The 25,329-nt window shown below is 39.6% G+C and carries 24 protein-coding genes; 2 read left to right on the forward strand and 22 right to left on the reverse strand.

The genetic code is table 11. From position 1 onward, the window contains the following. Positions 1-441: 441 nt before the first annotated feature. The 3 genes from AB6805_RS06010 to AB6805_RS06020 all read right to left on the reverse strand — a co-directional run bounded on the left by AB6805_RS06010 (position 442) and on the right by AB6805_RS06020 (position 2,785). Complete coding sequence (locus AB6805_RS06010; RefSeq protein WP_370908546.1) at positions 442-1,221, reverse strand: glycosyltransferase family 2 protein; 780 nt, start codon at positions 1,219-1,221, stop codon at positions 442-444. Positions 1,222-1,237: 16 nt separating this feature from the next. Continuing rightward, on the reverse strand, positions 1,238-2,104 hold the full coding sequence (locus AB6805_RS06015; protein ID WP_370908547.1) for a glycosyltransferase family 2 protein: 867 nt from the start codon (positions 2,102-2,104) through the stop codon (positions 1,238-1,240). Between the two features lie 111 nt (positions 2,105-2,215). Continuing rightward, positions 2,216-2,785, reverse strand: a complete 570-nt coding sequence (locus AB6805_RS06020; protein WP_370908548.1) for a DapH/DapD/GlmU-related protein — start codon at positions 2,783-2,785, stop codon at positions 2,216-2,218. Between the two features lie 465 nt (positions 2,786-3,250). Here AB6805_RS06020 and AB6805_RS06025 point away from each other — a divergent pair, with 465 nt between their 5' ends. Together AB6805_RS06025 and AB6805_RS06030 are read left to right on the forward strand one after the other, a co-directional pair. Beyond that, positions 3,251-3,982 (forward strand): TylF/MycF/NovP-related O-methyltransferase, encoded by a 732-nt coding sequence (locus tag AB6805_RS06025; protein WP_370908549.1) that lies wholly within the window; start codon positions 3,251-3,253, stop codon positions 3,980-3,982. Positions 3,983-3,997: 15 nt separating this feature from the next. Then, positions 3,998-4,696: a class I SAM-dependent methyltransferase gene (locus tag AB6805_RS06030; protein WP_370908550.1), complete on the forward strand. Its 699-nt coding sequence runs from the start codon at positions 3,998-4,000 to the stop codon at positions 4,694-4,696. A 13-nt stretch (positions 4,697-4,709) separates the two neighbouring features. On the opposite strand, the gene AB6805_RS06035 is transcribed toward AB6805_RS06030, so the two are convergent. From AB6805_RS06035 to AB6805_RS06125, 19 genes are all read right to left on the reverse strand, one after another. Next, positions 4,710-5,957 (reverse strand): glycosyltransferase family 4 protein, encoded by a 1,248-nt coding sequence (locus AB6805_RS06035; protein WP_370908551.1) that lies wholly within the window; start codon positions 5,955-5,957, stop codon positions 4,710-4,712. A 39-nt stretch (positions 5,958-5,996) separates the two neighbouring features. Then, positions 5,997-7,808 carry a hypothetical protein gene (locus AB6805_RS06040; RefSeq protein ID WP_370908552.1) on the reverse strand — a complete coding sequence of 604 codons (1,812 nt, stop codon included), beginning with the start codon at positions 7,806-7,808 and terminating at the stop codon, positions 5,997-5,999. A gap of 6 nt (positions 7,809-7,814) precedes the next feature. After that, positions 7,815-9,107 carry a hypothetical protein gene (locus AB6805_RS06045; RefSeq protein ID WP_370908553.1) on the reverse strand — a complete coding sequence of 431 codons (1,293 nt, stop codon included), beginning with the start codon at positions 9,105-9,107 and terminating at the stop codon, positions 7,815-7,817. A 279-nt stretch (positions 9,108-9,386) separates the two neighbouring features. Next, positions 9,387-10,130, reverse strand: coding sequence for an SDR family oxidoreductase (locus AB6805_RS06050; protein WP_370908554.1), 744 nt, complete (start codon positions 10,128-10,130; stop codon positions 9,387-9,389). Further along, positions 10,108-11,043 (reverse strand): Gfo/Idh/MocA family protein, encoded by a 936-nt coding sequence (locus AB6805_RS06055; RefSeq protein ID WP_370908555.1) that lies wholly within the window; start codon positions 11,041-11,043, stop codon positions 10,108-10,110. Before AB6805_RS06055 ends, AB6805_RS06050 begins: the two co-directional genes overlap by 23 nt. Next, on the reverse strand, positions 11,040-11,753 hold the full coding sequence (locus tag AB6805_RS06060; RefSeq protein ID WP_370908556.1) for a cytidylyltransferase domain-containing protein: 714 nt from the start codon (positions 11,751-11,753) through the stop codon (positions 11,040-11,042). Before AB6805_RS06060 ends, AB6805_RS06055 begins: the two co-directional genes overlap by 4 nt. A gap of 1 nt (position 11,754) precedes the next feature. Next, a complete protein-coding gene (locus AB6805_RS06065) occupies positions 11,755-12,798 on the reverse strand; it encodes a nucleotidyltransferase family protein (protein ID WP_370908557.1) in 1,044 nt (347 codons plus the stop codon). Beyond that, positions 12,798-13,472, reverse strand: coding sequence for a PIG-L deacetylase family protein (locus AB6805_RS06070; RefSeq protein WP_370908558.1), 675 nt, complete (start codon positions 13,470-13,472; stop codon positions 12,798-12,800). Before AB6805_RS06070 ends, AB6805_RS06065 begins: the two co-directional genes overlap by 1 nt. A 50-nt stretch (positions 13,473-13,522) precedes the next feature. Next, the gene (gene neuC / locus AB6805_RS06075) at positions 13,523-14,698 is read right to left on the reverse strand and encodes a UDP-N-acetylglucosamine 2-epimerase (RefSeq protein ID WP_370908559.1); all 1,176 of its coding nucleotides are present in this window, start codon (positions 14,696-14,698) and stop codon (positions 13,523-13,525) included. A gap of 14 nt (positions 14,699-14,712) precedes the next feature. Then, complete coding sequence (locus tag AB6805_RS06080; protein ID WP_370908560.1) at positions 14,713-15,651, reverse strand: GNAT family N-acetyltransferase; 939 nt, start codon at positions 15,649-15,651, stop codon at positions 14,713-14,715. An 11-nt stretch (positions 15,652-15,662) separates the two neighbouring features. Then, positions 15,663-16,670 carry an N-acetylneuraminate synthase gene (gene neuB / locus AB6805_RS06085; RefSeq protein WP_370908561.1) on the reverse strand — a complete coding sequence of 336 codons (1,008 nt, stop codon included), beginning with the start codon at positions 16,668-16,670 and terminating at the stop codon, positions 15,663-15,665. 2 nt (positions 16,671-16,672) lie between these two features. Beyond that, a complete protein-coding gene (locus tag AB6805_RS06090) occupies positions 16,673-17,308 on the reverse strand; it encodes an acetyltransferase (protein WP_370908562.1) in 636 nt (211 codons plus the stop codon). Between the two features lie 36 nt (positions 17,309-17,344). Beyond that, positions 17,345-18,346, reverse strand: a complete 1,002-nt coding sequence (locus AB6805_RS06095; RefSeq protein WP_370908563.1) for a 3-oxoacyl-ACP synthase III family protein — start codon at positions 18,344-18,346, stop codon at positions 17,345-17,347. Between the two features lie 8 nt (positions 18,347-18,354). Continuing rightward, a complete protein-coding gene (locus tag AB6805_RS06100; protein WP_370908564.1) occupies positions 18,355-19,110 on the reverse strand; it encodes an SDR family NAD(P)-dependent oxidoreductase in 756 nt (251 codons plus the stop codon). A 47-nt stretch (positions 19,111-19,157) separates the two neighbouring features. Continuing rightward, positions 19,158-19,382 (reverse strand): acyl carrier protein, encoded by a 225-nt coding sequence (locus AB6805_RS06105; RefSeq protein ID WP_370908565.1) that lies wholly within the window; start codon positions 19,380-19,382, stop codon positions 19,158-19,160. A 19-nt stretch (positions 19,383-19,401) separates the two neighbouring features. After that, positions 19,402-20,547 (reverse strand): LegC family aminotransferase, encoded by a 1,146-nt coding sequence (locus AB6805_RS06110; protein ID WP_370908566.1) that lies wholly within the window; start codon positions 20,545-20,547, stop codon positions 19,402-19,404. A gap of 9 nt (positions 20,548-20,556) precedes the next feature. After that, positions 20,557-21,555, reverse strand: a complete 999-nt coding sequence (locus AB6805_RS06115; protein ID WP_370908567.1) for an NAD-dependent 4,6-dehydratase LegB — start codon at positions 21,553-21,555, stop codon at positions 20,557-20,559. Positions 21,556-21,603: 48 nt separating this feature from the next. Further along, positions 21,604-22,689 (reverse strand): lipopolysaccharide biosynthesis protein, encoded by a 1,086-nt coding sequence (locus AB6805_RS06120; protein ID WP_370908568.1) that lies wholly within the window; start codon positions 22,687-22,689, stop codon positions 21,604-21,606. A 42-nt stretch (positions 22,690-22,731) separates the two neighbouring features. Continuing rightward, positions 22,732-25,200 carry an SLBB domain-containing protein gene (locus AB6805_RS06125; RefSeq protein ID WP_370908569.1) on the reverse strand — a complete coding sequence of 823 codons (2,469 nt, stop codon included), beginning with the start codon at positions 25,198-25,200 and terminating at the stop codon, positions 22,732-22,734. Between the last annotated feature and the right edge of the window lie 129 nt (positions 25,201-25,329).

A 25,329-nucleotide genomic window follows, 5' to 3' on the forward strand; every position in this document is an offset into this window, starting at 1 on the left:
CTGCACTGATAATCCACCTGAGCAAAACTTCCATTCTACCGGTTCTGTAAAACGTGAAATAGCAGGCATAACCGAGATACCAGTAAAAATAAAAATTAGAAATTGTTCTCAGGCCTTCCAGTGCACCATCTGCAACTCCTAAAGCTGCAATATGACCGAGCACTGTAACCGCCTGCAATAACAAAAAGCCAATGAAATGAGTATAAATTGCGGGGCTCGCCGCTCTTGAAATGCAAATAAATGTAAATACAAGAACGGATACCGAAATAAGAAAATATGCCCCGAACGGGTTTAAAAATTTGCCCAGATAAATAAATACTAAAAGACAGATGACCGGCAGTAATAATTGAAAAGTCAATAAAGAGAGCAGGATCTTTTCCCGGAGCTTTTGCTTCGACCACACTATTCCGCCAGAGAGCTCCTTATTGACCTGTATTGTATTCATTTACCGATTACTTTTTTTACCCGCAACTTTGCAAGATCCTTAACTGCTCTAAAAAACACCCTCATCAATATCCAGTTGGTATACTTGAAATCAACTACCAGTCTGGATACGACATAATTGGCTTTCAGAATTGAAATAAATTCATTTTTATGTATCAGCGAGTTGGCTGTTACCCTGTATTTGACTAATGGCTCCGTAATGATCCTGACTTTATATCCTTTAAAAAACAAAGTTAGCCAGAGATAATAATCTTCTACACTGATAAGCCTCTTCTCTTCTTCAAATATAACATCCGGCGTTTTTCGTACCATTACCGATGAGGTACAGATTTTATTATGCAGCAACATCTCCCCAAGTGTAGGTAATGCCGGCAACTTTGGAGACCAGGTTTTTACACGATCTCCGAAAAAGAAAATGTTAGTAGACACCAGGTCCACATTCTCTGTAGTAATTACCTGATACTGGCGTTCCAGCTTATCGCTAAGCCAAATGTCGTCTGCATCTAAAAAAGCCAGATAAGTGCCGGCTGACTCTCTGATTCCCATGTTACGCGGTCCGGCGGGGCCTCCAAAGTTCTGTGCAGGTTTAAAGTACTTAATCCTATCATCCTTTTCCACGTATGCCCTGATAATTGATGCGCTATTATCAGTAGAACAATCATCCACTAATAACAATTCCCAGTTAGTATATGTTTGTTGCAATACTGAATCAATAGTATCAGCAATATATGCCTCCGCGTTATAAACAGGTACTATGACTGAAATTAGATGCTGCATACTTTTAACTTACTTTTTACTGGCGTTTTATTCTAGCCACTAATTTAGCCGGATTAAGGCTAATTGCCAGGAAAAGATACCACATCCGTTTCAAAAGATTTTTCTGAAAGAGAAACCTGCGATAAAATTTCAGATGATAATATGTAAGCTTTGATCTCAACGGCCCATAGCTGGTGTGAAACAATTCATTACAAATAGCATAAGGTTCGCGGATTGCTTTGTATTTAAGGTCGTTTGAAACGCTTCCTGCGTGTATGCGAACAAATGTAAGTGATGCTGTCAGGTTTTGCATAACAGCACCATCTGCAATCATCCTGGCAAAGATAGCATAATCCTCGGCAGGGACATATTCCTGTTGATAACCATATTTTTGGAAAAGCGCCGTTTTACCCATTACGGTTCCATGCAATACTCCATGCATAGCAGTATGGTAGCGTTTTTTTATTTCTTCGTAAGTAGCTGGAAAGTTGGTTTTGAAAATAATTTTACCTGTATCGCTATCAAAATAAGCAGCATTGCTACCCACTACGTCCAGTTCCCGGTTACGCTCCAACAACTCATATTGTAACCTGATGCGATCTTCGTGTACGAAATCATCCGGATCAAGCCTTAAGATATAATCACCAGAGGCCATTTTTAATCCTGCATTAAGTGCATTGGCGAAACCCTGGTTTTTGTTCAGGAATACCGGTTTTAGTATCTCAGTTTCTCCTGCAATTTCTGTCAGGATCCTTACAGAATCATCTTTAGATCCATCGTCAACTACTATGATCTCCCTCGGTAGCAACGAGGAGTTCATCAATGAGTCAATAAACTGACGGAGATATTTTCCATTATTGTAATTAGCCGATACTACTGATATATTCGCCTGCTGACGGTTCATAAAAATATTTGGATTAACCAATTATAAAAGGTCGGAAAGACCAGTGCTTCTGGCACAAACTGCTGATATCCAATCGATAGTGGCAAAAGGCCTTGAAAACTGTTCCGTACCTCAGCTTTTCTTAGCTGCATCTTCCAGCGATTTTATTACTTTGGCAGGAATTCCCGCGGCAACCACTCTATCTGGTACAGATCTGGTTACAACTGATCCGGCCCCAATCACGCTGTTTTCCCCGACAGTTACCCCGGGAAGAATAATTGCATTAGCTCCTATCCAACATCCTTTTTTCAGCACTACAGGCATGGACGGATAATGTCCCTGGTAATAAATTGGTATTTCAGGATTGTCAAAATTATGATTTGTTACATAAATATGAACACCACTCCCTATCAGCACATCATCTTCAATAGTGATACTAACGTCAAGATTGGCAGACGCCCCATGTAAGTGTGAACATGGCCGGATAACCACCCGCTTCCCTATCGATATCTGTGAACAACCCACAGCATATGCTCCGGCCCGGAACTGGGCGGTTTTATCAAAATGATAAAACTTTTTCCGGCAAAGTTTCAACATGGTCGACTGAAAATGTAGCTTCCAATGTGTAGAAGGTATGTCAGGCCCTATCCTGTCGGCTAGCCTCCAAAATTTCAGTTTATCGCTCAATTCTTTGATGAACATGATAAATATCTAAGCGTGCTTGTTTTGATGATTTTAAAGCTTGACGTCCTTCCTATACCTGGTGCAACTAGTCCGGCAACGATACTGAGAATTCCGGATTCCGTTCCTTAAAGGGAAACAAGTTAGGGTGAAATTGTTTACAATTAATAAAACGCTCTCAGCAGAGACAAAATACCTTGCTAGCGCAAGTTTACAGCAAAAAACAGGGATAAACAAGAAGAGATCATTTTTTTTCAATATCTTTAAATCTTATGAAAACGATATCTCTGTATATTATATGGTTGGGGTTCCCGTCGAAAGGATGAGCAACGTCTGCCAAAGATAATTAGATGCCGGAAATCGAGATGTGCTGACAAATATAGGCCATTGCATTTATACAACTATTTTAATAAGCATGTAGTACATAAACCGGTTAAAAGCCAATTTATGTTTCATTATTTCAGCATATAATATTTGTTTACGACTATGATAAAGAAAATCTATCGAAAAATTATCAACCGTCTTGATTCTTCACCGAAGTTTCCAGCAGATTTTGAAGCTGAGCACCAACGTATCTGCGCCAAGGTTGCCCCATTTACAATGACCAGCCAGGAAAGGGTTTTTAGTCTTATTGAAGCAGTAAAGTATATACATAAATATAAAATTCAGGGGGATATTGTGGAGTGTGGTGTCTGGAAAGGTGGCAGTATGTTGGCTATTGCTGAGACACTGAAGGCCTTAAATGATACCGACAGGGAATTGTTTCTGTACGATACGTTTGAAGGAATGTCTGCCCCCTCAGCCGAAGACGAAACCTTTAATGGAGAAGATGCCTCTGACCTTTTGCAACAGGACCAGGCGAAAAAAGGACTCATATGGGCTTACTCCGCATTGGACACTGTAAAGCAAACTATGGGGCTGAGCCAATACAACCCTGAAAAAATAAACTATATAGCCGGAAAGGTAGAAGACACTATTCCTGCCAGGATACCTCAAAAAATTGCCTTACTCCGGTTGGATACAGATTGGTATGAATCAACCAAGCATGAGTTAATTCACCTTTTCCCTCTTCTTCAAAGAGGAGGAATTCTTATTATTGACGACTACGGCTTTTGGAAGGGCGCCAGAAAAGCTGTAGACGAGTATTTCGATGAATATCAATTTCCTGTTTTCCTGAGTCGTATTGATGATACCGGAAGAATCGCCATTAAGCAATAATAACTTCGCTATATTATGTCTGCTGATAAAGTACCGTATAATTTTAATCCGGATATCCGTTACCCTATTTATCTTGTCCGTAATGGCATCCTAAAGGCTGTAAAGAAATACTGCCCGCAATTAAAAGGCACCTTAATGGATTTTGGTTGCGGATCCAAACCATATCGAAGCTTATTTGATGTAAAAGAATATGTTGGTGTTGACCTGTACAACCCCGCACACTTGCATGATGACGAGCCGGTAGACGTATTCTATGACGGGAAAACCATTCCTTTTCCCGATGAACATTTTGATGCGGTGTTCAGTAGTGAGGTTTTTGAACATGTTTTCAATCTGGATGATATACTTAAAGAGATAAACCGGGTAATGAAAAAAGGTGGAAAAATGCTGATCACCTGTCCTTTTGCCTTCCCCGAACACGAAGAGCCTTATGACTACGCCCGTTACACTGTTTTCGCACTAAAGGAGCTGCTGGGTAAACATGGTTTTAATGTGTTATCTATTGAGAAAACCGGTGACAGTATTCAGGCCATCATGCAACTTCAGATTATCCATATGGTTTCCTACAAATCCAGGATACGAATCATCAATGGTATCTACTGGAGGGTGGTGGTTATCTGGATGAATCTTTCTGCCCTGCTGCTCAGTAAGATCCTGCCTAAGCGGAAAACCCTATATCTGAACAACATTGTTTTATGCGAAAAAAACGGCTAACAGCAGGTAAAGTTTAAATCGATCGAAAAACTTCCAGATAACGTTTCATTATCAGACGATTGCTGAATTTTTCGAAATATCGCTCCCGACTGCTACGCCCCATGGTTGCTATTTTTTCTTTGTCCAACATTTTTTGAATAGCATTTACCAATTCGTCCGGAGCATCGGGAGCAACAACATAGCCAGTCACCCCGTTATCAATCTGCTCCGGGATACCGGCTACCCTTGAGCCAACTACTGGCTTACCCATCATCATTGCTTCTATGATGACATATGGGAAGTCCTCATTGGCAATTGAAGGTGTTATGAATATATCCATATCCCTCACATACTCCATTACATTTGGCCTGAAGCCCGGCAAAATAACGACATCATCCAGATTATAATCCTTTATGAGCTTCTCGAGTGCAGACCTTTCCTCTCCTTCACCAAATATTACCAGCTTATACCTGGCCAATGGTTGTTTTTGTCTTAACATGGCCACTGCTGTAATTAAGACGTGATAGCCTTTTCTACGGGTCAACAGCCCCACGGCCCCCATTACGATACTATCATCATCAACACCAAACTCACGCCTTAAAATCCCTGATCCGGCAATACTCGTTTCTTCTGTCTGGGTTAATAACGTATTGGGAATATTGAAGCACTTTTGCTGGTCAAAATTCCTGGCCTCAGCCAGCCGGTCACTCGCAGCTTTTGAAGCCGTTATAAAGTAACTGACATACTTGTTAATATATCTGTCTTTCCATTTATCCCAAATATTCTTTTGCGGATATGCCATATTATTAACTACAAAAAGCACACTTCTGATCCCTGCAATCCTGGCGGCAATTGCAGCTATTCTGCATGTTTCAGCTGCGGGATACCCCCCATTATTGATCAATAATATATCAGGCCGTTCCCTTCTGAAAAGCCTGAATAATACGAGGCCATTATACAACTGAAGAAGCCCTATCTTATTAAAAACCAGTCCTAGTGTATATAACACCCTCGTGTAAATACGCTTTGCCTTTCCTTTTATTTCTCCGGATTGCAATGGATGTCCCCATTGCGGATACGGATTGATAAGTTTTTTTACTGACTTTACATTTTCGGCTCCGCCAAACTTTCTTTTGATCCCCTTCTCGTATTCTTTATTATAGGCATAATAGAAATTCAACAAGAACTCCTCCTGGATTTCTTCTGAGCGCAAAATGTTTTCAATGACATTTTCACTTCCACTATAAACAAAACAATCACTGTAAATCAGAACTTTTCTCATTGGAATACTTCTTCTGTGTTAAATAGTCAGGTGAACAGATTAGTTATTTTCCTTTCTGTTCTTACTCAAAAATCTGTTGATAAACTGAAGATTTCTGTCCAGGTTTTTTCCATCAAGTTTACCAATATATTTCTCAAGAACTGATTTCTTAAGAAAAACATCATAAATCGGATCTTCTTTATAGAACGCAATGATCTTCTCTTTAAGGGACGTTTTATCAAACGCCGTTACAAGCTCTGATTTACCATCAAATGGTTTGTTGATGATATGCTGGTCTTTCTTATAGTACAATGCTGGTATTCCGAGGATAGATGCCTCAAACAATGTTTGTGAATAAAAAGAAAGATAAAAGTCAGCTTCTGCTATTACCTCTTTAAATGGTTTTTGCTGTTCAATCCGCACTTTCATATGTGGGAAGTATTCATCCAAAAAACGACTATACTGTGAAGCATAGCCATTCTCCCTGACTTTCAACACAATACTATGTTTGTAGCCCTCCCTTTCAAGATCCGATAAAACTTCCAGTAAATCATATAGAAAGTCAAATTCGTAGGCTAAATAGGAGTTCATATCAATAAGATTATAACCTCCCGCACCAATAATAATAACAGGATTCTCCCTGTCAATAACCTTAGGCTGCTGATTGCTATAATGGTCCATTCTCGGGTCGCCAAGACAGATTGCATTATCCATTCCTCCAAAGTAATCTTCCTTAATCGCCTCACTATAACTATTTACCCAATCGACTCTTCTCGCATCATAGGAAAAGTTATTCACCAATAAGCCATTGATGATCATATAAACCGGGATACCTTTTAACTTACAATAATTGATGATCAGGTTATTCTCAAGCCACAGCTCTGTTACAGGTACCATTAGCCGCACATCTTGCGGACCAAAATAATTCTCAATATCCTCAATCCTCGAAAAAGCACTTTGCAGGAGTTTGGGTAATTTGGGAACAATCAATTCCAGCAAATTGGCACCTATATCAAAGCCATCAATTTTCCAGTCGTAAAATGACCTGTTTTTGAAAGCGGTCAGGCTGGATTCTATTATATCAGCGGGTATCGTTCTGTTACGGTAAAATACCCTCCGTTCTTTTAACGCGTTAACCGGGCTCGAATAATTTGCCATGATGACTTTGACATCACGATTCTTTTTAAGTTCATCAATGATAGGAAAAGTTGGATGATAATTTTGCAGGTAAATGGCGGGAGCGTCGTTTCTCATTAAGGTTTCTCTTACCCTGCCTATATACTCGAACAGGCCTACCCCCCAACGCTTTATTTTTTTTGCAAATGTATCCGTTTTCATTTTCTCCTCCATCCAGGCAGATATCGGGAAATAATAAGTGGGCACTTCGCTCCGATCCACTTCTTCTATAAATCTTGCCGCGGGGAGAAGTATCTTCACCCACTTTTTGATTACCTCATCCGTTACCGCACAAATGATTTCCCTGCATGATACAACCTTGACTGCACTCAAATAAATAAAGAAGTGAAAGTTATAGGTCACATCATTAAGTATGTTTAAAAGATAAGCGCTTCCAACCGGCACTCCTTTATAAACAATAATGTCATTTCCATCTTTGTCGAGATACCACTTATTCAGAAAATGATGCAGTTCATAGTTTCTCTCTTCAAGGTAATTTCTGTCAAGTATATTATCTAAATAAAAAACTTCTATTTTTTCCTTTTTCAGCATTTTCATCAAGCCCAGATCTATTACCAACACGAGATCTGTTTCTTCATTAAACAATGGTTTACAAGAATTCCAGTGGTTCCTGTCTTCCACAATAAAGACCCTGTTAAAATCCCTTTCAGGAATACCAACAAATGCACGTTCCATTTAGTCTTATTTAAAAAAAAGTTTTGGTTTTAGCTGGCTTATCATCTCTAATACATACTTTCTGAAAATACGGGAACAGATGTAATATAAAAATAATCCCATCAGACAAATAGTACCAATGATAAGTAAATACCAGAAAAGGTTTAACCTGTTATGTCCTATCGGTATGTACGATTTAACAAATATACATGATATTATTACTGCCAGAGCTGGTAAAACTGCCGGTAATAATACGGTTCTTATTGTATCCTTCACGTTGAATTGTAATAATTTACAACTCATAAAAAAATACGCCAGTGCCGACAAAACAAACGACAACAACTTGAATATCGCAAAGGAAGTAAGTCCCCAGAATGAATAGGTAACGGCGATACCAACCCAGAAAATAACTGGCAACATAGCACTTGTAACATATATCATCTTCACCTTTTCATACGCCATAATGAGGATACCCGCCGGAGACGAGATAAAACTTAAGCTATAACAAAGTATCAGCAATTGTGTGATAAATACAGAGGAAGCATAGCCATGTCCCACCCAGTTAATAACTAACGCCTCAGAAGTGATGGAAAGGCAAATAACGGGAAAAAGTGTTAACGGTAGGGTTATTACCAGGACATTCACAAAAACCCGCTTCAGCCCCTCAATATCGTTGGCTCCGAGATAGTGATTAAATCTTGCTGTAAATGGCGAAAACAAGATCCCATACAACGACCTGATATAGGTCAGCATAGTAAGACCAATAGCATACACCGCCACCGCATCCGCTCCGATCATTTTCCCAATTACAAAAGGATCAAGCTGATAATAAAGTATCCAGCAGACTGTGAGAAAAACGGAGCTAAAGGCTAGCTTCTTTGTTTTATCAAATAACTCCCTGGAATATTTAAACGAGCGAAGTAAAAAAAACAGATCATAATTCAGTCGCTTTTTCACCTGCCACAATCCTGCTATCATTGCTACCGCATTACATACTTGGGTAAATAGAAAATACCCCACCAGCGAATATTCTCCTCTTCCAAAGAAATAAAAAGTAGACAATATTTTGCACAAATTGGATACTATCAGCAGGCGCTGAAAATGATAGTCCTCCATCCTTACCGAAAAAATGACCTGCAACATACGCTGCAGGATAAAGGTTGGAGAAAACAAAGCCAATAAAACCAGTAAGGTACTGGCAGTTTTTGTTTCGTCAGGTTTAAGGCCATTAACAATTAAATCAGGACGAAAAGAAATGCCCAGCATAATAACCAGGAATAATCCCACAAATACTGTGAAGATAAATGCAACAAATCCCACAATCTTTATTTCTCCTTTCCTGTCGTTTCTGGCGTATGATTCACTTGCATATTTTAACCCGGCGGAAATGAAACCAAAATCCGCGTAAGACAGGAAAATGTTCAATGAAACTATAATGGTATAGATACCAAATAACGATTTATTTGAAGACAAAAAAGGTGTTACTACGAATAAAGTTCCGAAATTCAGCAGGATAGAAATAAACTGCCACAAATATATTTTGATGTACTTACCCAACATTACGCGGATCGTTTGAATTACGTTTTTAGTATTAGGTCATTAAATGACAGTCCACCCGCCATCAACAACCAGATTATGCCCCGTGATATATACGGCATCATCACTTAGCAAAAATCCAACAGAAGGCGAAATATCTGAAGGTGTGCCAAGTCTTCTTAGAGGAACTTTATGTTCATATTGTTCAATGAATTTCTCTGGCTGATGATTAAATATGCCGCCCGGGGAAATACAGTTCACCCTAACATTATGAGGACCATAAAAGGCTGCAAGATATCTGGTAAAATTAATGACTCCACCTTTTATAGCTGCATATGCAGAAGGGTTTATTATTGGTGTTCCTTCATATATCGTAAAATCAGGTCCGGTAATACCATAAATAGATGCAACATTTACCAGGGAGCCCTTTTTTTGCTTCATCATCTGATTCAGTACAATCTGGCAGCATTTTACGTAGCCGACTAAATGCCAGTTAACATTCTTCTCAAACGATTCCATTGATTCCTCGTTAAACGGAAGTCTACCCCAGTCGTCGGTTCTTGGATAAGCATTATTCACCCATCCATCAATAGCGCCAAACCTGTCCAGAATTATCTGCAAAGCCTGTTTGATGGAATGCTCATCTGTCACGTCGGCGCACAGGTTAAAGTCATCTTCAGTGGTAATTACCTTATCAATAGCAATTACCTTTGCACCATGGTCACGCAGATATGTAACAAAATTGCTGCCCAATTGCCCGTTTCCTCCTGTAACAGCAATCACCTTATCTTTTAACTTGCTCATCATTCAAACAAATTTTTAAAACATTAAAAGCAGATTGGATATCATTCATTATATAACCGTTATCCTCTTTTATAGCTGAGATGAAATACTTCATCTGTTCTTTATATGTATACAGTGGATCTATGTCTGATGAAAATATCAATTCCTCATTACACCAGACCTTTTGCTTTATCAAATCTATAGAAACAGTATTGTCTTCAAATAATATTTCACAGGTCCTTTTTGTATCTCTTCTATAATAATTCAGTACAATATTAACGGTGAATTGCTCATACTGAAGGAGATAATTAGCGTAATCAACGGCGTCGATATTCAATGAAGAAGTGCTTCTAAGGGTAGCGGCTGATGAATTAGGTGTTCCCCAAAGCCAGGTCACATAGTCGAGTTCATGGATCAGGTCAAGATGTACTCCGCCTCCCATTTTTTCATTTGCGCTGTAAACCTGTCTGTAATCAATTCCCGGCCTCCAGTCTGGTAAATACGAACCAGCATAGATGTTCACTTCGTTTATCCGTTGACGCTTCTGGCGGAGCAGATCTTTAATAAATACAATACATGGATGGAATCGCAGATTGCAGGCTATATAAGTTTTTACTTTACTACTAATGATCTGGTCAACCAATTGCTGCCCACCGTCAAGTGTATGAAAAAGTGGTTTTTCAATAAAAAGTGGAATGTTATAATCCAGTAATTTGCGGAGCGTATCGTAATGAGAAAAAGTAGGATTGGAAACTATAACAAAATCGAAAGAAACTCCCGCCTCCCCGATAGAAGAAATATTGGTAATGTCAGGAACTTGATTGGGTAACGCGCTACTACGAAGAGCATATAACGAAATTTCACCGCTACTGATGTTTGTTAATGCCTGAATATGCTTTTGAGCAATTGATCCGAGGCCAATGATCAGTACTTTCATAATATGAAATCCAGTTTATTATTGACCAACAAGTATTCCATAAAGTCAAAGTCAACCTCATCATCAAGATCAAAGCACATATGAGGAATTTCATATACAAGCGATCTATTCGTAACAGCTGTATGAAACCCGCCATCAAAAAATCTTCTCTTATAGATATAGAATGAAGCGTTCATGTCGTAAACCTTGGGTGCGGACTGCCTCGTTACAAATTCTCCCTTTTTTGCCAGTTCAAAATACCCGTTTTTATTCACTTCTACCATGTTGAAATACGGATTCCGTTTAGCCGGACTAACAGAAAAAATATTCACTGCTTCCTCATCAGCCGTCAGCATCCGCAGCGCTATGTCGAGATCGTTGGCTGTTCTGAAAGGAGAAGTTATATCAAGATCAATCAGATAGTCAAATGTTACTCCCCTTTTCTTCTCCTCAAAATGCATCAAATCGATAATCACCGGCATTTTACCAATAGTATCTGTTGCAAGTTCAGCGCTCCTTTTATAATCGGTAGTCAGTCCGAAACCCGCCGCGGTGCTAATAATCTCCTCCGAGTCCGTAGAAAGAGCTATTACACAGTTCTTTGTTGATGCAAAATTCTTCGCCATCTCAATGGTATAACCGATCAAGGGTTTACCGGCCATGGAACGTATATTCTTTCCTGGTATTCCTTTGGACCCTCCCCTGGCACATATGGTAATTAATATACTCATTTTAGAATTTGATATGTTTAATGTCATTCTGGGCCTTCTCAAAATCCTCATGTCTTCCTATATCCAGCCAATAGCCAAGAATTGGATAATGAACCACTTTCCGTTTTTTTGAAATCAGCATTTCCATAAAATCGGTAGCATTATAGAAAGAACCTACTGGCAGGAACTCAAGCAGGCTTCTTTTAAATAGATAGATTCCCCCATTTGAGTAATAGCTGTAGGTAGGCTTTTCATCAAATGAAATTACCTGGCCATTATCTATTTCCAATACGGCATAAGGAACTTTCACCTGGTATGGAATGCTCGCCACCATTAAATCTGCGTCGGCATCAATAAACGATTTGTAAAAATCAGCAAAATCAATGTTGGTCAGGATGTCAGAGTTCATTAATAAAATATTCTCTGTATTGAACGACTCGACCAGGCTTAGCGCCCCAAAGGTGCCTAAAGGAACATCTTCCTCAACATATTGAATATTCACATCTTTGGAAGAGCCATCATTGAAATACGCTTTTATCTGATCACCCAGATACCTGATACTTATGATGATACGGTTTATTCCGTAACTGGCTAATCTGTCTATATTGTGTTCAATAATAGGTTTATTCCCAACTTTCAACAACGGCTTGGGACATTTGTCTGTGAGCGGGATCAAACGTTCTCCTCTTCCCCCTGCCATCAATACAGTATCCAGCGGCAACAACGATGACTTAATACGCAGGTTCAGAATGTCAATAATCCTACGGTTGTTATCTATTATCGGGATTATTTTTAAATTCTTTTTTGCGAATATTTCCAGTTGATCAATAGAATAATTATCCTTATAAATGAATATAGGATCTGGTTGGATATACTCCATTATGGGAGTATCAAATGTAAGGCCCTTGATAAATCCTCTCCTGATGTCACCATCAGTAAGTGATCCGATCAGTCTATTGCTATCATCTACAACAAACAGTACAGCATCAATCGCCAATAAATTCAGTTTATTAAGCGCATCTTTAATACTGGCATTTCCTGATATAAGATGTTTAGTAAATTCCATTAGACCTTATCAATAAATTTGATCAATTGAAAAGCTTCCGCGTATCTTACACCCACACTCGCACCCCGGAAATGCGCTAGTGCTCTGATATTTTCCAGACTTCTGGGAAACGGATGTTCTCCTAATTCTGATTCATATATTTCCATTATGGAGAGTTTATCTTCTATAAATGCAGAAATATCCACATAGTAATTAGGCATAAATACTTTCTCTGGCAAGGCAGGTGCAAACTCTGTTTCCGAGAGACACTCATACATTAGCACTCTTTTGATTCCGGGATACCGGAATGATTTAGTACATGCCACAACCGCGTCAAAAACAACCCTGTGATCACTATGTGCATCCGACCGATTCATAACATACACATATTCCGGGTCTACCTGTTTAAAAATATCTGAGATCTTCGGAACCATTTCTATTAGCGAGGCGCCATGTAAATGCATCGTAGGATAGTCGAGTTGAAAGGTCTCTTTTATCCCCAATAAGCTGGCAACTTTTTCAATCTCCTGTTGACGGCTATGAATTCTTTCCTGACTGAATCCATACTCTTCAAACAGTTTGGTAACAATCAGCCAAAAAATGTTATCGCCATTCTTCGTATGCTTCAGTAATGTACCTCCAGCACCTATTACCTCGTCATCAGGATGTGCAGATATAATAATAATATTTGCCATAATACTATAGATATTAAAATATAACCAATTAGTTATATCAGATAAAATCACTAAACCTTATAAGTGATATTTTTATATATCAACTTATCATTTATAGAAATACTTCTCAGCACATCACTTATTTTCTTTGCACTATTGCCATCTCCGTAAGGATTCACTATGCCTTTTACGGTAGCACGGTAAACAGGGTTATAAATCGATTCCCGGATGGCTGTTGCAATTTCCACTCTGTTATAGTCAACATAAATTACATTTCCGGCACTAAACCGTTCGCGTTGACGGCTACCAATATTTACAACCGGCAGGCCGATGGAAGGCGCTTCCAATATACCGGAACTTGAATTTCCAATCAGCACAGCGGCATTTCTGAGTAAGTTAATATAATTGACCCGGTCCAGATTTTTAAACAGGTAAAAAATTTCAGGATACTCACCGGCATATTTACTTATCATCTCTATGATGGCGAAGTTCCCTGCATCAGAATTGGGATAATTAATAAAACACTTTATGCCCAGATCAACGACTGCCTCCAATGTTTCCACTATCTGCTTGCCCGCATCAGTGGCTTCGGTTATAATTGGGTGCTGTATTAAAACCAAATATGGCTCATTGCCTGTTTTTAATACCTTTAGCGGCGCAATTTCATTTTTTGGAATCACCGGGCAATGAACAAATTTATCCAATGCAGGATTCCCTGTATTAAAAATCCTGAAGTCATCTTCTCCCAGCAATCTTAATACCTGGGCATGCTGTTCAAGAAAAGTAAAATGGATGTGCGCAAACTTGGAGGTTGCATATCGGACAGCGTTATCGATATTGCCATCATTAGCAATATCGCCACCAGCCAGATGAGCTACCGGAATACTTAAATACGCAGCTGTCATAGACACAGTAATAGCCTCCTCACGGTCACCAACCACCACAACAATGTCCGGTTGCTCCCGTGCAAAAGCATGAGCCAGGCCTGTAATCTGGGTACCTATTCCTACCACTCTTCCTACTTTATCTTCACTACTGACTAGATTATAGATCCTGTCAGCAATTTCATATCCATCGTTTTCTATATTCTTAACTGTTTTGCCAAATGTCTCGGAAAGATGAGCTCCCGTTACTATTAACTTCAGTTCAATATCATTACAGTTATTTAACTGTTCAAGTACCGGCTGCATAATATCATACTCCGATCTTGCACCTGTAACAAATAATATTTTACGTTTTTGAATCATTTGCAGTGGGGTTATTAGTAAACATCTGAATCTCCAAGCTGGAACCACCAATTATCTGCGGATTCCACCGTCTGGGAAGCAAAGCTCCGGATTCCGAAATAAGTTACCGGCAGACCGTTGCTAAATCCTAGCTTCTCAAAAGATAAATGCCTGCCATCTTTCAGCGGTATCCAAATATTAAATTTTTCATACTCTTCCGCAGGAAATAATGCTGCAAGATGCTGAAGTACTACTTTCGTAATTCTCTCATTATCTGCGAAACACCATTCGACAATATCTAATTCCTTTTTCTTACCGGAAAGCTGGAATTCTTTTAGCACTACAAATCCTTCATCCCCGGAAGTGTTTTCCAGAATCACATATTTATTGGAGGGATTATTAATATATCTCCAGTTCAAATATTCCGTGCTTCTCTTCACTTTTACCCTGTAGTTATTAAATATTCCTGTGTGCAAATCTTCATGCTGGGTTGTAAACTTAGTAACGATACTAAGCGATGCCGACTTTTTAGCTGTTATAACGGCTACATCACAAGACATCATTGGTATGGTTGTTATATCTTTCCAGTCCAGATTTTTAATAAATCCTCTGTGGGAATTATTGTTAGGAAATCCCCATACTGCCGTCATCCCGTGAATCTGCATCATATCCTTGTAGAGTGCCTCAGATAATTGCTGGAATATTCCTAATCCTGTGTACTCCGGATGTGTCATTGTGGTCATGGAAAGACCTGTTAGCTGCTGTTTCCCTGCAACATCCAATAACACGGGGGAAACAGCATAATGACCAATCAGTTTCTGTTCATTCCACATCAGTTTTATTGCGTACTTATTACATGGATTATCTTTAAACCGCCAGCGCCAGTATGCTATAGGCATTGGTTTCCCAAAAACCAGTTCGAACAGTTTTATTATCTCATTCTCATCTCCACCTGTATAATCACGGATTTCCATAGTTATCTTATTTAAAGTGTGATCAGTTCATCTGCTTCAAAATCCTTCACGGCTATTTTGCCAATAACATGATCCCATTCCATCGGGCTGATACCATTCCCCGGTCGTTTAACAGTGAGGTTTTTTTCGGAAAACAGTTCCCCCTTCTTTATATCAGCAGCGGCCACAATACTTTTTCTTGCCACCAATTTGTTCTTCTCTTCGATAGCAGTAGGAGCCTTATTTCCTGTACCAAGTGCTTTTTCAATATTCCGGATGGCAGCTACCATCTGCTTCAACTCAGTAGGATCGAGCGAGGCTGCATGATCTGGTCCCTCCATAGTCTTATCCAACGTGAAGTGTTTTTCCACAAGAGTGGCACCTAATGCAACAGCAGCAACAGGTACTTCTATTCCCAGGGTATGATCAGAATATCCAACAGCAATATCAAATTTCTCTTTCATTTGAAGCATAGCTTTAAGATTGATATCTTCAACTGGTGCCGGATATTCGCTGGTACAATGCAGTACAGTAACTTCTTTCGCGGTTTTACCTTCGGCAAATATAACATCCAATGCCGCTGCTACTTCATCTATCGTGGCCATACCCGTAGAGAGAATAAGCTCCTTAAAACTTTGCGCCATTTTTCTCAGATATGGCAAATTGGTAATTTCTCCTGATGGGATCTTTCCTAACTTAATTCCCATTGACTTGAGTAAATCAATGCTTTCAAGATCAAATGGGGTGGAAAGGAAACTGATATTCTTTTCGTTGCAGTATAAAATAAGCTCGTCATGGGCTTCGGGGGTCAGTTCAAGCTTCTTTAACATACTCACCTGATCTTCGGCCTGTATTCCGGTATTTCTCAGTTGGTAATCCGCTTTGCGTGCATGCTTACTGGCTATATTTTCCGCTTTAAATGTTTGAAACTTCACGTAATCAACTCCTGCATCGGAAGCCGCATCGATGAGCGCCTTTGCCAGTTCAATGCTGCCATTGTGATTAACACCTGCTTCTGCAATTATAATCGTGCTATTCATGCTCATGCAATTCTTGTAAATGGAACACCTATGTAAGTGCCCGGTTCTTTAATATTCTTATGGACTAATGAGCCGGAACCTATCCTGACATCATTGACAATACTTACACCATGGTTAATTGTTGCACCACTTCCCACAAATACTTCTTCGCCGATTTTACAACTCCCATTCACCAATACACCGGTAGAGATATGACAATGATCACCGATGGTGGAGTCATGCTCAATCACAGCCCTTGTATTGATGATAGCATTGCATCCGATTACTGCTCCCGCATTGATATAAGCTCCATGCATGATGATACTGCCTTTATTTACAATAGCATATTTTGAAACATGCGACAATGGAGAAATCACAGTGGCTATATTTGCATTATTTGATGACAATAATTGCCAGATCTTTGTTCGTGGCAGTGCTGATTTAATCTGGCCAATGGTTATGAGAAACCAATAGCCCTGCTTTATCAGTCCGGCAATATCATTGTCATTCCCAATAACCCTGTAACCCAATACCTGCGAATCCAATTTATCCGGAACATCAATAATTCCTTCAATTGTAAAGTTCCCTGATTCCTCAATTATATCGATACATGATTTTGCATGTCCTCCTCCTCCTATTAAAATCAGTGGTTTCCCCATATCATTATTTTTTCCGACAAAGGACTATTTAATCTGTTAATACTGTATAATTCCTGCGCCCCAGGAATATCCCACACCGAAACCAGCCACCAATACCTTCATACCTGATTTAATCTTCTTCTGCTCCTCCGCCTGTTTAAGGGCTATGGGAATGGTAGATGACACCGTATTTCCACAATTGGCCATGCTAACAAAGAACTTCTCTTCCGGGATTCCAAGTTTAAGTCGTAAATGATCAAGCATATACTTGTTGGCCTGGTGAAAAACAAACAGATCAATATCCTCTTGTTCCAGACTATTCTTTTGTAATACCTGTTTCACCATCACCGGCACAGATCTGAGGGTAAACGAAAATATCTCGGCGCCATTCATGAATAAGGTGGTACCAGATAAGCCATTAGGACTGGGGATGGTACCTTCAGCATCTGAAACACGGGGATGGCGCATGCCACCTCCTTTCACTATGAGGTTTTCCGCACCGCTACCGTCAGTACCAAAAGTAATAGCCCTTATGTCTGCCCCGTGACCATTTCTTTTAATGAAAGTTGCGCTGGCAGCATCTCCAAAAATAGTTCTTACGCTTTTATCGTGATCATGAATATGCTTACTGTATGTTTCTGAAGTTATCAATAAAACGTTCTCCACGTCTCCGGAACAAATTAATCCTTTAGCGAGGCTCAAGCCATATACGTAGCCGGAGCAACCAAGATTAAAATCGAGGGCACCTGCCGTGGTTGGAATACCTAAAGCGTGCTGCACAATACAAGCCGTTGTAGGTAAAAAATAATCCGGGCTCTGCGTGCACAGTAAAATAAATTGTATCTCCGAAGGAGTTATTTTATGTTCCTCAAACAACTTGCTTGCTGCCTTGATAGCCATCGACGAAGCAAACTCATCTTTTGCTGCAATCCGGCGCTCTATCACACCGGTTTTGGCAGCTATTTTATTTACTGACCAATCAGGAAATAATTCATGAAGGTCATCATTGGTCAATGTTTCCTCCGGTAAATAATATGAAATTGCATCAAGTGTTATCATCTTTAACCTCATATAATTGTTAAACCTCCATCCACAACCAAAGTTGTTCCGGTAATCCATTTGCTGGCAGCTGAAAGCAGAAAGATAGCTGCATTCGCAACATCTTCCGGCTCACCATAATCGCCTAAAGGATACTTCAATTTATCTTCTTTCACGCTCTCGTCAGACACTTGTTTTATCATCTCATGATACATCTCTGTTTTTATCATGCCAGGAGCGATGGTATTAAACCTGATCTTCCGGGATGCATATTCCAGCGCCATTACTTTACTTATGCTGTTAAGTGCACTTTTTGAACCGGCATAGGCTCCAAAACCTTTAACTGCAGTATAAACTCCATTCACAGAAGTCAGAAAAACCACCGAGGCGGCTGATTGAATCTTTTTTTTATTCAACAAAAGGCGTGTAAGATTAACAGGAGCCAGGTAATTGGTTTCGGTAATCTGCTTTAACTGATTGAAGTCCAGTATTTTTATTGGAGCAAGCTTCAATATACCAGCTGCATGAACAATTCCATCCAGAGGAGGTATCTTATCAACAGCCGCAGCAATTGCAATTTCATCTGTAATATCTAATGATAACACAATATGGCCGGCCCCATCAAGCAGCTCCTTAACGTTCGTTAGTTTCTCAGTGTTTCTTGCCACTAAAATAACTTTCGCGCCCATCGACGCAATTGAGATCGCAATTTGCTTACCGATACCGGACGATGCTCCGGTAATAAGTATTGTTTTCTCTTGAAGATTAAACGGGGATTCTGGCATCAATCAAACTATTATTATGCAATTACTATATAGTTGAAAACTATCTTCTATTTCGCAATAATATTATACAACTCCTCAACAGTAGCAGCATTCATAATATCATTTCCCGAGATCTGTTTATTATATTCCCTGTCGACCATAGCAATTATAACGAGACTGGTCATTGAATCCCACTCCTCTAATTCACGATAGTTAGTGGCGGCTGTGATTGTGCCTGGCTCAACATCTTCAAGCTGCTGCTCAAATTTTGTAATAAACTCTTGTATTCCCATTTATTAGTATTTAATATAATTATCTAACACTGCTTGGCAGATTAACGACTCTTTCTTCCAGCCATAAAGCATTTGTGAGATCTGTAGATTGGCATGCAGCATACATCTGCAATTTATTCATCAATCTCCAGATTGGCCTTGTCATTACTTTCTGCTCATTTGTTTCTTTAAGAAACAAATGCTGGGCCGTATGATCCGGCAAAATGATTGCATTTAACCAGTAATTAGCCTTTGTGTTCTCAATTTCCCTTACAAACTTTATGTCTGTTCCCGTAAAGAATTCAGCATATAAATCGGCGAGTTCCCGTTTGTTCTGCAACATCATTTCCAGTTGCTCCAGCTGTGCACAGGCCAAAGCTGCATTAAGATTCGACATTCGGTAGTTATAGCCTACCTCATCGTGTACAAACTCCCAGGCATGGGGCTGCTTTGCTGTTGTGGATAAATGCTTCGCATGCAATGCTATGGATTCATCATCAGTAACAATTGCTCCTCCCGCACCACAGGTTACGGTTTTATTACCATTAAAACTGAAGGTGCCTATTTTTCCGATTGTACCTGTATGCTTGCCATTATAATAGCTACCGAGTGACTCCGCAGCATCTTCAACCAAAGCAATATTGTATTTCCTGCAAATATTTGAAATATCCTGTATCCTCAATGGAAACCCAAAAGTGTGCATCGGTACGCACGCTGCAATCCGCTTCCCGGATACTTTGTTGATGCAATCTCCGCTACTATCAATATAAGTGTGATCGTGTAAAAACTGTTCCAGGCTTATTGGCGACATCCCCATTGTATCCCTGTCCACATCTACAAATACAGGTATTCCACCTGCATGAACAATGGCATTGGCCGTAGCAACAAATGTAAGCGGCTGTGTAATCACCTCATCTCCATTTTTCACACCAGCCAGCAAAAGTGCCAGGTGCAGGGCTGTTGTGCCATTTACGGTAGCAACAGCATATTTTGCGCCTGTAATCTCAGTCATCATCTTCTCAAACTGCGTAACATAAGCACCTACAGAGGAAACAAAAGTGGAGTCTATTGTATCTAAAACATACTTTTTCTCGTTGCCTGTAAAACGGGGAGCATGTAATGGTATAAAAGTATCTTGCTGATTAAAAACTGTCCTGATGAAATTTATAATGGGCTCAAAATCCATAACCATTCTTTAAATGTTATATATGTTTGCCTTATAGCTACTGAGGTTACCAGGGATAGAAAACCATTCGATCGTTTCTTTTAGCCCTTCTTCCAGCGTATACTTTTGCTTCCAGGCTGTATGCTGACTAATCTTCTCTTTGGATCCATACAAGCGAAACACTTCACTTTTTTCAGGTCTCAATCTGTTTTCATCCTGAACGATCCTTGCAGCTGGATTCAGGAGTTTCACCAGATTGGCAGCAAGATCACCGATGCTCACTTCAGATTGAGTTGCAATATTACAATCCTGTCCGATCAAGGAATCCGCTTTAGCAATCTCAATAAATCCATTTGCGGTATCTTTCACGTATAAAAGATCCCTGGTAGGCGTAAGGTCTCCCAGACTTATTTCAGTTTTACCATTCAGTAATTGTGAAATAATAGTTGGGATTACTGCCCTCGCCGATTGCCGCGGCCCAAAAGTATTGAAGGGTCTTACAATTGTTACCGGTAAATTAAAGCTCCTGTAAAACGATTCTGCAATACAGTCAGCACCAATCTTTGAGGCGGAATACGGTGATTGCGGCTGCCTCGGATGCTTTTCATCAATAGGAATATATTGGGCAGTACCATATACCTCCGAGGTAGAGGTGACAAGTACCCTCTCTATATTGAGATCTTTAGCCGCCTGTATGATATTTAATGTTCCTTTGATGTTCGTGTCAATATATGAGTCAGGGGAATGATAACTAAAGGGAATTGCAATTAGTGCCGCCAGGTGAAACACCACATCAATGTCTTTCATGGCGGTTCTTACACCATTAGGATCCCGGATATCTCCTGAAAATATTTCGAGCTGGGACAGCTGATCCTGCGATAATGTATCGAGCCAACCCCAACTATTAAAAGAGTTATAATATACAAAAGCCTTCACTTTACAACCCTCTTCTAGTAAACGTTCAGTCAAATGACTTCCTATAAAGCCATCTGCACCTGTTATTAAAACCCTTTTATTCTTTAGTTCCATGATTATTCTAAATTATTTCCTGATTTCAATCCACTCTGAATAGTATAATTATGCCAGTATATCTTTGAGTACCTTCCTCAGCGTAAGAAAAATAACAATGAAGAAACCACCCATCAAACCTCCAATAATCACCCCCTTCGTTTTTCCCAGTTTTTCTTTTTTCAACGGCAGAATGGGCGTATCAATAACCTGGATGATCGGAGTTTCCTGCGCCATAGCAATTTTACCTAACTCAAGATTCTTGACAACTTCACCATACATTGTTTCAAGTACCATTTTATCTCTACTCGCCAGTTGTGTATTTATACTCGCTACCTGACGGGCCGGATTCATATTAATATCCTGGGCAAGTGCTACAGAATACGTTTTCCGATTCAACATTTTTTCCAACGAATCCGCTTCTGCCTGTAAACGGTCAACATTCGTTTTGGACCGCTGTGTCCTGGTGTCAATATAAAAATTGGTTGCCTCAGTCATTAAACGCTCCGTGAATGCTTTCGCGAAAAGCTCATCTCTGGTTGTACTCCTGACTACAATAAAGTTAAGTTTCTTGTCAACCTTTTCTACTTTCAGTACCGACTTTCCAATTGACTCCTGCAATGTTTGCAGAATACTGTCCTGAAGCAGGGAAAATCGTCTTCTATCGCCACCCGGTGGGAAAGAAATGCCTTTCAACGAAGGTTTGGCGGCCCACCCTAAACGAAGCTCATTAAAATCTATATATCTCTCAGCAAGCGTTTGCTTTTTACCATTTATCATCACAGTAGAAAGCAAAGCCTTTTCAATCATTAACCTTGATTTAAGAAAAGTCATGATATTATCACCCTGAAAAACACCATTACTCCCCGAACCACCAAGATCAATTCCAAACTGGCTGGCAAGTCCGGCATAAGCTCCTAACGGACTGCCGCTATTGTCCTCCACAACGAAGGTAAGTTCAGCGACGTATTTGGTTTTTAAAATAAACGATAATATTAATCCCGTAGCTCCACCTAAAATACCAAACAGCAAAATAATATACCAGTTCTTAAGGAAGTATTTCCACCAAATGCCCAATTTTATAACAAGTTCTCTGACAGAAATTTCATCATTGTTTTTATCACTAACATTCGTATTTATATTAGAAATCTCCATTTGGTTATATTTAATTGCAATTCCTGTTTTTTTATACGGTGTTTATTTAACTCTTGTCAGGATTGTAACAATTATTAATGCAATGGACGCAATACCACTACTTAGTCCAACTACTTCCTGTCCTGATAAACCCTTCCTCTCTCTTTTACTCGGAACATATACTTCTGCACCTGGCTTTACTTTGGGATACTTATTAAAGAAGAATATCTTCCTGGTACTTTTTACTTCTCCATTTGCATATACAACGTAACTTCTTCTTTTCAAAGCTGCTGATGTATACCCACCTGCTCCTCTTATATAATCCCTAAATGCATAAGCTTTATCGAAACGAATTTTCTTCGGAAAATAAATCTCTCCAAATAATTGAACAGTTTGTAATTTTTTAGGAATTTTTAATACATCTCCCTCTTCTAACAGAATATCATATTTCGATCCAGGCTTCTTTATGATATCTGCCAGATTAATCCCTAATAGTTGATACTTCCGCTCCATCATACTCTTAACGCTATTAATACTTGAGCTGTCTTCCAGCTTGTTGTAGAATAAAGCAAGCTTGTTCGTAAGCAGAGCCGAATCTGAACCATTTATGTAGGTTTTACGCAACAATACCGCTCCTTCAGGAAAAGCTTCCGGCTTAAGGCCTCCAGATCTCTCAATAAGATTAGAAATATGTTCTCCTTTATTAACAATGGAATATTGTCCTGGATAAACTACTTCTCCATCAATCAAAATATTAGCCTGCTCACTGTAAACCGGAGATTTACGAATACTAACCTCGTCAAACGGCTCCAGTAATACTTGTTCACCCGCTATAGCATTCAAATCTGCGTTGATATCAAATTGTTTAATGATAGCCTTTGCACTATCCTTGCTATTGTAATCGCCCTTCCTGATTCTCCTTGATATTTCTACACGTTTCAATGATGCTGCATCCCTGAGCCCTCCGGATAACAAAATCAGATCTTCCAGCCGCATACTATCCGCATAAGGGAATGCCCCTGGTTTGTTAACCTCACCTCCTATTGATACAAAATATTGCTGTCTCAGATCTAGTTTAGAGAATACAATTACACTGTCTTCTTTCTTAATAGGAATGCTGGATTTACCACTGACAATATCCTGTACATTAAAGCTAATGATAGCTGGCGTAAAGTCATCCTGCAAACGCCGTATAATACCTCTGTTCAAAGAAGCCTCTTCTCTTATGCCATCTGCTTTTTTAATCAAATCGGCCACCGTCATTCCTGGCTCCAAACCATAATTTCCCGGATGAAAAACAGCGCCACTGATAGTCACGCGGTTACTAAACCGGTTCAAAATAGAATCTACAAAAAACTGATCTCCCGACTTGAGCTTAAACGTGGCAATCTGATCAGCGGGGACATTGATGACCTCTCTTTCCTTATTATTAATGCGATACCCTGTTATGTTCTCCTTAAATGAACCATCTGTATATCCGCCTGCATAGTCCAGTATATTCTGCAATGTCTCATTTTCCTTTGCCTCAAAAATTGCCGGCCGCTTAACTTCCCCGACTAATTCAACACGGGTCTTATACGGATTCACTTTCACAATATCCTGATCCTGTAACACAATGTTATTGGTGAGATCACCTTGCGTAAGAAAATCATACAAATCAAATGTTGCAGCTACATGACCATTACGGATCACCTGAATACTTCGAAAGGAACCATTTTCATCCGGACCTCCCGACACATACAAGGCATTGGCTACAGTAGCCAATGACGGCAACGTATACGTTCCCGGCCGCTGAATCTCACCTATAAGCAACACCCTTATACTACGAATGTTACCCAGTGATACCTGTACAAAGGTTTTACCGCTGGAAATAGTAGAGTATATCGTAGACAACTGCTTTGTTATTCTGTTCTTAGCCTCATCCATTGTCAGGCCATTCACATATACCGGTCCCAGATTAGGAACACGGATATACCCCTCCGAAGTGACCGTCAATTTATACTGCACCTCAGAGTAGCCATACACATCTATCATTACCTGATCATCTGCAGCTAGTCTGTAATTAGAGGGAGTTGGTATTCTCAGGTTAGGTTCAAAAGTCAGATTCTTATTTGTAAACAATTCAGCGCCAAATATCTTCTTTCGTTTAATTTCCGACGGACTCGCATTTTGCCTGAATAAATCAACCTGAGTGGTATCCGAATCATTGAATGACCTTCCTGAATATTGCGTGTCCTGCTGAAAAATCTCACCACTTTTCTTTTTTTCCAGTGATTTATCCAATCCCATTGCCTGTATCCTCGTTTTCAATTTCGCCGCCTCGGCCGGAGGCACCCCTTTCTGCTCCGCATACGAGTCAATATCATCCATAGACATATTATTCTGTTTCATCTCAGCAACGATACGCCTGATCTGATCATCTGATAAATTATCTACGTTTACTTGTTTTATCTGAGCTGGGGACGGTACCTGTGCCATTACACAAAACCCTACAAACAGGAACAGTTGGACCAACAGTATTTTTCTTAACATGTATAATAGGATCTAAAACTTTCTCGAATACCTTTTTTGGAAACAATCTTATCCGGCGCCGGCCAAATAAGGTGCAAATCTATTAAAAATAACATATAAATGTTAGTTCCTAACACTTTTAACCTGAAA

The sequence above is a fragment of the Chitinophaga sp. RCC_12 genome, assembly GCF_041360695.1.
Classification (GTDB): Bacteria; Bacteroidota; Bacteroidia; order Chitinophagales; family Chitinophagaceae; genus Chitinophaga.

What these genes read in the sequence shown, in the direction of transcription:
- AB6805_RS06110 (WP_370908566.1), bottom strand. Translation starts at nt 20,547, where the DNA reads ATGGATTTTGAGCCCATTATAAATTTCATCAGGACAGTTTTTAATCAG.
- AB6805_RS06010 (WP_370908546.1), bottom strand. Translation starts at nt 1,221, where the DNA reads ATGCAGCATCTAATTTCAGTCATAGTACCTGTTTATAACGCGGAGGCA.
- AB6805_RS06035 (WP_370908551.1), bottom strand. Translation starts at nt 5,957, where the DNA reads ATGAGAAAAGTTCTGATTTACAGTGATTGTTTTGTTTATAGTGGAAGT.
- neuB (WP_370908561.1), bottom strand. Translation starts at nt 16,670, where the DNA reads ATGAATAGCACGATTATAATTGCAGAAGCAGGTGTTAATCACAATGGC.
- AB6805_RS06020 (WP_370908548.1), bottom strand. Translation starts at nt 2,785, where the DNA reads ATGTTCATCAAAGAATTGAGCGATAAACTGAAATTTTGGAGGCTAGCC.
- AB6805_RS06125 (WP_370908569.1), bottom strand. Translation starts at nt 25,200, where the DNA reads ATGTTAAGAAAAATACTGTTGGTCCAACTGTTCCTGTTTGTAGGGTTT.
- AB6805_RS06070 (WP_370908558.1), bottom strand. Translation starts at nt 13,472, where the DNA reads ATGGCAAATATTATTATTATATCTGCACATCCTGATGACGAGGTAATA.
- AB6805_RS06040 (WP_370908552.1), bottom strand. Translation starts at nt 7,808, where the DNA reads ATGGAACGTGCATTTGTTGGTATTCCTGAAAGGGATTTTAACAGGGTC.
- AB6805_RS06105 (WP_370908565.1), bottom strand. Translation starts at nt 19,382, where the DNA reads ATGGGAATACAAGAGTTTATTACAAAATTTGAGCAGCAGCTTGAAGAT.
- AB6805_RS06065 (WP_370908557.1), bottom strand. Translation starts at nt 12,798, where the DNA reads ATGGAATTTACTAAACATCTTATATCAGGAAATGCCAGTATTAAAGAT.
- AB6805_RS06115 (WP_370908567.1), bottom strand. Translation starts at nt 21,555, where the DNA reads ATGGAACTAAAGAATAAAAGGGTTTTAATAACAGGTGCAGATGGCTTT.
- AB6805_RS06015 (WP_370908547.1), bottom strand. Translation starts at nt 2,104, where the DNA reads ATGAACCGTCAGCAGGCGAATATATCAGTAGTATCGGCTAATTACAAT.
- AB6805_RS06050 (WP_370908554.1), bottom strand. Translation starts at nt 10,130, where the DNA reads ATGATGAGCAAGTTAAAAGATAAGGTGATTGCTGTTACAGGAGGAAAC.
- AB6805_RS06080 (WP_370908560.1), bottom strand. Translation starts at nt 15,651, where the DNA reads ATGGAAATCCGTGATTATACAGGTGGAGATGAGAATGAGATAATAAAA.
- AB6805_RS06060 (WP_370908556.1), bottom strand. Translation starts at nt 11,753, where the DNA reads ATGAGTATATTAATTACCATATGTGCCAGGGGAGGGTCCAAAGGAATA.
- AB6805_RS06095 (WP_370908563.1), bottom strand. Translation starts at nt 18,346, where the DNA reads ATGATAACACTTGATGCAATTTCATATTATTTACCGGAGGAAACATTG.
- AB6805_RS06090 (WP_370908562.1), bottom strand. Translation starts at nt 17,308, where the DNA reads ATGGGGAAACCACTGATTTTAATAGGAGGAGGAGGACATGCAAAATCA.
- AB6805_RS06025 (WP_370908549.1), top strand. Translation starts at nt 3,251, where the DNA reads ATGATAAAGAAAATCTATCGAAAAATTATCAACCGTCTTGATTCTTCA.
- AB6805_RS06100 (WP_370908564.1), bottom strand. Translation starts at nt 19,110, where the DNA reads ATGCCAGAATCCCCGTTTAATCTTCAAGAGAAAACAATACTTATTACC.
- AB6805_RS06030 (WP_370908550.1), top strand. Translation starts at nt 3,998, where the DNA reads ATGTCTGCTGATAAAGTACCGTATAATTTTAATCCGGATATCCGTTAC.
- AB6805_RS06055 (WP_370908555.1), bottom strand. Translation starts at nt 11,043, where the DNA reads ATGAAAGTACTGATCATTGGCCTCGGATCAATTGCTCAAAAGCATATT.
- AB6805_RS06120 (WP_370908568.1), bottom strand. Translation starts at nt 22,689, where the DNA reads ATGGAGATTTCTAATATAAATACGAATGTTAGTGATAAAAACAATGAT.
- neuC (WP_370908559.1), bottom strand. Translation starts at nt 14,698, where the DNA reads ATGATTCAAAAACGTAAAATATTATTTGTTACAGGTGCAAGATCGGAG.